At 60.6% G+C, this 5,513-nt stretch carries 4 protein-coding genes; all 4 read right to left on the bottom strand.

The window, feature by feature from the left end; all coding sequences use genetic code 11:
- Nucleotides 1-270: 270 nt before the first annotated feature.
- A complete protein-coding gene (locus AWC25_RS26470) occupies nucleotides 271-774 on the bottom strand; it encodes a hypothetical protein (protein WP_069403017.1) in 504 nt (167 codons plus the stop codon).
- 163 nt (nucleotides 775-937) lie between these two features.
- A complete protein-coding gene (gene frc / locus AWC25_RS08650; RefSeq protein ID WP_085166638.1) occupies nucleotides 938-2,200 on the bottom strand; it encodes a formyl-CoA transferase in 1,263 nt (420 codons plus the stop codon).
- 26 nt (nucleotides 2,201-2,226) lie between these two features.
- Nucleotides 2,227-3,969, bottom strand: a complete 1,743-nt coding sequence (oxc, locus tag AWC25_RS08645; protein ID WP_085166637.1) for an oxalyl-CoA decarboxylase — start codon at nucleotides 3,967-3,969, stop codon at nucleotides 2,227-2,229.
- 854 nt (nucleotides 3,970-4,823) lie between these two features.
- A partial coding sequence (locus AWC25_RS08640; RefSeq protein WP_142278745.1) for a DDE-type integrase/transposase/recombinase occupies nucleotides 4,824-5,513 on the bottom strand: 690 nt, incomplete at its 5' end.

Here is a 5,513-nt window from a genome sequence, read left to right as displayed (position 1 = left end):
TGAATACGAAGCAATCATGACCACACCGGCCAGCCAGGCCGCGTGAAGAAACTGTCACCTATCCGTGCAGCAGTCCCGATCGACACGACGAACACAGGGTGGGGACTTTTATCTGGCCACCAGCGGGGACCTCTACTTGGCCACCAGCGGGTACTTTTTCATGGCCACGGACATTGGCGCTGCACCTACCCCGCATCAGGGCCGCGGGCACCTTGCCGACGAAAACCCTTTTCCTTCAGGACTAGCTTCGTTCCGATGCTGAGCCCGAAACTATTGCTGTTGGCCGGAAACCGTGCGGCAGCGGGAGAATCGTCGCCTCAGCCGGTCGATCATCCCGTCAAGCGTCTGCCAGTCGTGTTCCAAGAGCCGCAGCGTACGCCGGAAGACGAATGCTGCCTCGACGTCGCCCCTGGACTCGGCCGTGGCGATCGCATCCTGATACTCGATGATCCGATCGTGGATGGCGCGGCGTCTCTGAGCGAGCAGGTGGATAAAGTACTCGGCCTGAAGATTGTCTGCGCTATCGGCGGCAGGGACGGGAATGGCATCGACGTCGGCACGCTCCACGGCCCTGGCGGGGATCGTGGTCCGTTGATGGACCGTCTCGGCGTGGAGCGCGCCGGCAGCGGGTCCGTGCGCGGGCCGGTCACGGACAACATTTGGCCTGTGCGCAGGGTCCAAGCCCGAACCATGCCGCTGGAACAAACAGGCGATGTCCGTCGGCGCCCGTTTCTCCAGAAATGCGTGATTACTGCCTACGGCGTCCGGCGGCATCGTCAGCCCCGCAGTGGGTCAAGAATGTTCTTGTTAACAACGGGAGCGCGTGTCCACATTAATTCGTTTGGCATCCTTTCGATTTCGACAAAGCACGCTTCCGAGTAAGGCGAGACCCCGATCGGAGTGTTGTTCCCACGGCCTGCGGCGATGCAACACATCGCTACTGGTTCCGGATGACTTCGGCGGCGGCCATCTGGGCGATCTGGTCGGCGGTGTATCCGAGGTCGGTGAGTACTTGGTTGGTGTGTTCACCGAGTAGGGGAGCGCCGGTGATGGTGGGGACGTAGTCAGAGAACTTGATAGGGCTTCCTACTGTGAGGTATTTGCCTCGCTTCTCTTCGTCTACTTCGACCACTGTGCTGCTGGCCCGTAGGGCGGGATCGTGGGCGATTTCTTTCATGCTCAGCACTGGGGCGGACGGGACCTCGTACTTGCGCAGGATGTCGACTGCTTCGTATTTGGTTTTGTCTGCCAGCCATTTTTCGATTTCGGCAAAGATGTCGAAGAGGTGGGGCTGCCGGGCTTTGGCGGTGGTGTAGGCCGGGTCGTCGGTCCATTCAGGTTTGCCGATGGCCTGGCAGGTATTGGCCCAGTTTTGTTCTTGGATGGTGAAGTAGATGTAGGCGTTGGGATCGTTTTCCCAGCCCTTGCATTTGAGGACCCAACCGGGTTGTCCGCCGCCACCGGCGTTGCCGCTGCGCGGGACGGTGTCGCCGAAGGTGCCATTGGGGTATTGGGGGTATTCCTCGAGATATCCGACACGCTCGAGGCGTTCCTGATCACGGAGTTTGACCCGGCACAGGTTGATTACCGCGTCCTGCATGGACACCGACACCTTTTGGCCTGCACCGGTTTCCTCGCGTGCCAGTAATGCGGTCAATAGGCCAATCACCAGGTGCATTCCGGTGTTGGAGTCACCAAGCGCGGCTGCGCTCACAGTGGGTGGACCATCCCAGAAGCCGGTGGTCGAAGCCGCGCCGCCCGCACATTGGGCGACGTTTTCATACACCTTGAGGTCCTTCCACGGGGACTGCTCGTTGAAGCCCTTGACCGATCCGAAGATCAATCGTGGGTTGAGTTCGTGGATATGCTGCCACGACAAGCCCATTCGGTCCATCGCGCCAGGGGCGAAATTCTCGACCAGGATGTCGGCATCCTTGATCAGCTTTTCCATGATTTCCAGGCCCTGTGGAGTTTTGATGTTGATCGCGAGGGAACGCTTGTTGCTGTTGAGCATGGTGAAATACAAAGCGTCGATCCCTGGAATATCGCGCAGTTGGTGGCGGGTGACGTCCCCACCGGTGACTCGCTCGACTTTGAGGACGTCGGCTCCGAACCAGGCGAGCATCTGCGTGCACGCGGGGCCGGCCTGCACGCCGGTGAAATCAATGATTTTGATGCCAGCCAGGGGCGAGGTGTTCATGTCAGTTGCTCCTAATGAGTGGGCAGTCAGTGTTTTTCGATGCCGGCAGGGTTGAAGCTGGTGAGATGGCCACTCTCGGTGCCGTCGGTGGGATCGATCACACAGTCGATCAGCGCGGGCTGACCGGCAGCGATTGACGCGGCAAGGCCCGCGCCGAGCTCATCCGGTGTTGTCACGAAATATCCTGTGCCCCCAAATGATTCAATAAGGCGGTCATAGTGCGCGTCGCGCATTAAAGTCGTTGGTGAGGGGTCAGTCGAGGCACTGTTCACGCCGTCGCCCTTATAGATGCCGCCGTTGTTGAATACCACCACTGTGATCGGCAGCCGGTAGCGGCAGATGGTTTCCATCTCCATACCGGAGAACCCGAAAGCACTGTCGCCTTCGATGGCCACCACCGGCTGACCCGTCTCGATCGCGGCGCCGATCGCATAGCCCAGCCCAATGCCCATCACCCCCCAAGTACCGGAGTCCAGCCGGTGTCGCGGTAGATACATGTCAATGACATTGCGGGTGTAGTCCAAGGTGTTGGCACCTTCATTGACTACGTAGACATCGCGGTGCCGGGCCAAGACGTCACGCACAGCGCGCAATGCCGCGTAGAAACCCATCGGCTTACCGGGTTCAGTCCGAGCAGCCAGGCGGGCTGCCATCGAGGCCACGTTGTGCGCGGATTTGGCGGCCAGCATCTGCTGCCAGACTTGCGGCGCATTGATGCGCGCCGTGCTCTCGTGACGGTTGAGTGCATCGATCACCGAACCGATGTCTCCCACCAGCGGGGCGCTGATGGGCTGGTTGCTATCCAGCTCAGTCGGATCGATCTCCACCTGGATGAACTGTGCATCTGGGTTCCAGTGCGGGGCCTCGCCGTGGCTGAGCAGCCAATTGAGCCGCGCACCGATGAGCATCACGACATCGGCATCGTGCAGCGCTAACGACCTGGCCGCCACAACCGACTGCGCATGATCATCCGGGAGAAGACCTTTAGCCATCGACATGGGTAAAAACGGGATGCCAGTCGACTCGACAAACTGGCGGATAGCGGTATCGGCTTGTGCGTAGGCAGCCCCTTTGCCCAGGACAATCAGCGGTCGCTGCGCCCGAGCAAGTAGCGCGATCGCGCGGTCGACAGCGGGTGCAGAAGGCAGCTGGCACGGCGCGGGATCGACGACCTGCCGTAGCGATGCCGCACCGGCCTCTGCGTCGAGCACCTCACCGAGCACAGCGGCCGGGATATCGAGATACACTCCGCCGGGTCGGCCCGATGCTGCGGTGCGGATGGCCCGTGCTACGCCTAGACCGATATCCTGCGCACGGTCAACGCGATAAGCTGCTTTCGCTAACGGCTGGGCGATCGCGAACTGGTCGAGTTCCTCGTAGTCGCCGCGCTTGAGGTCAATGATGCTGCGCTCACTGGATCCGGCAATCTGAATCATCGGGAAGCAATTGGTTGTCGCATTAGCAAGTGAGACAAGACCGTTGAGGAAGCCAGGGCCAGACACCGTCAAACAGACACCGGGCCTACCGGTGAGAAAACCGGCTGCCGCGGCTGCATGCCCGGCAGCACTTTCATGACGGAACCCCAAAAACCGGATGCCCGAAGCTTGTGCAACACGCGCCAAGTCGGTGACCGGTATACCGACTAGGCCGTAAATCGTGGACACACCATTGAGCTTGAGCGCATCGACGACCAGATGATAACCATCCGTCCTCGCGGCGCCTTCCTCGACGCGTGAGGTTCCGCATCCCTGCGCGTTCGATACGACCATGATTGGGCTCCTAACAACCTGAGCAGGGATGACGTAACTTATCGATGCGACGAAAATTTATGAGCATTACCTTTCCGTCCCACTGAGCAACAGGCGCTAGACCGGTGTGCGCTTTATCGTTCCCTGCCACCATCGCGCATCTCTCCGCAGGCCCGCTGCGACACAAGGAGCTGCAACACAAGAAACGCGGGTAATGTCGCCACGGCATTTACACGGGAGACCACCCGCCCTTTCTCGCGTCTTTGACAATCGTGCACCTTCCTGCCCAACCCGAATGCTCCCGAGTCCAGAAGACCACACACGTCATGAGCGCGTCCTGAGTCATTTGACTCTTTGTCCTGGCAGAGCCTTTGGACGCCGACGGCAGGTGTGCCCAGGTTCGGACCGCGAGTCGCGCAGGAAATGCTTGAGTTTGTCCAGGAACGGAGGCGGAACCGGCCGGATCCTGCGGATTGCTCTCTGCCCAAACATCTTTCGGGCGCTGCAGCGGGCCCGCGGCGGTCAGAGCAGCCCGTTTCAGAGTCGAGTTCGATCGATCGGGAGTCAGTTGGTCTCGCAGGCCACTCCGGATGTGGGTTTGCCGACACGCCAACGTTGCAGCGCTTAGGAATCCGCGGGTTCCACCACCCATCCCCAACACCTTCGGCGGCACGTCAGCCGCCGCGAAGGCCATCTCGAGTTCGATGTAACTGGTTATGCGGTTGATGGGACGCTTGGCAGCGAGCACCGGGACCAGGTGCTGCCCTGAGGATGGCTTCGACTGACGAAACACATCGTTGTTGATTCCGGATATTCCCTTTGATCCACAGGATGACGGAACCTGTCAACCTGAATGAGACACCGTTGCGCGGTATTTACTGAGCGTCCTCCTCTGGTTGGTCGGGTCGGTTGATCCACGAGGTCTCGGGGAGCTTCGGTGGTTCGGGTGGTTTGCGGACGAACCGTTCTGGGTGTGCGGCGTAGGCGGCGTCGAGTACGCCGGCGCGCTTGTCGCGGACTGCCTCGGCCAGGCCGTAGTGGACGTCAGCGGGCGTATGAAGGCCCAGCCCGGTGTGACGATGTTCATCGTTGTACCAACCGAAGAAGGCCTGGCAATGTCTTCGGGCGTCTTCGATCGAGCCGAACCGGCCGGGGAAGTCGGGCCGGTACTTCAGCGTCTTGAACTGGGCCTCGCTAAACGGGTTGTCGTTGGAGACGTGTGGGCGCGAATGTGATTGAGTGACACCAAGATCGGCCAGCAGGAATGCCGCCGTCTTGGAGGTCATGGAGCTGCCGCGGTCGGCATGGATTGTCAACTGAGCGCGGTCGATCCCCTGTTTGGCGCAGGTCTGGCGAATCAGTACCTCGGCCAGCGGCCCCGATTCGCGGCTGGCGACCATCCAGCCAACGACGTAGCGAGAGAAGATATCCAAGATCACGTACAGGTAGTAACAGCTCCACTTCGCAGGGCCATGCAATTTCGTGATGTCCCACGACCACACCGCATTTGGGGCGCTGGCGACCAGCTCGGGCTTCACCTTCGCCGGATGCGTCGCCTGCCGGCG

Source organism: Mycobacterium sherrisii (assembly GCF_002102355.1).
In the GTDB taxonomy this organism is placed as follows: domain Bacteria; phylum Actinomycetota; class Actinomycetes; order Mycobacteriales; family Mycobacteriaceae; genus Mycobacterium; species Mycobacterium sherrisii.
This window is presented reverse-complemented; position numbering and strand designations above follow the sequence as displayed.

What these genes read in the sequence shown, in the direction of transcription:
- AWC25_RS26470 (WP_069403017.1), bottom strand. Translation starts at nt 774, where the DNA reads ATGCCGCCGGACGCCGTAGGCAGTAATCACGCATTTCTGGAGAAACGG.
- frc (WP_085166638.1), bottom strand. Translation starts at nt 2,200, where the DNA reads ATGAACACCTCGCCCCTGGCTGGCATCAAAATCATTGATTTCACCGGC.
- oxc (WP_085166637.1), bottom strand. Translation starts at nt 3,969, where the DNA reads ATGGTCGTATCGAACGCGCAGGGATGCGGAACCTCACGCGTCGAGGAA.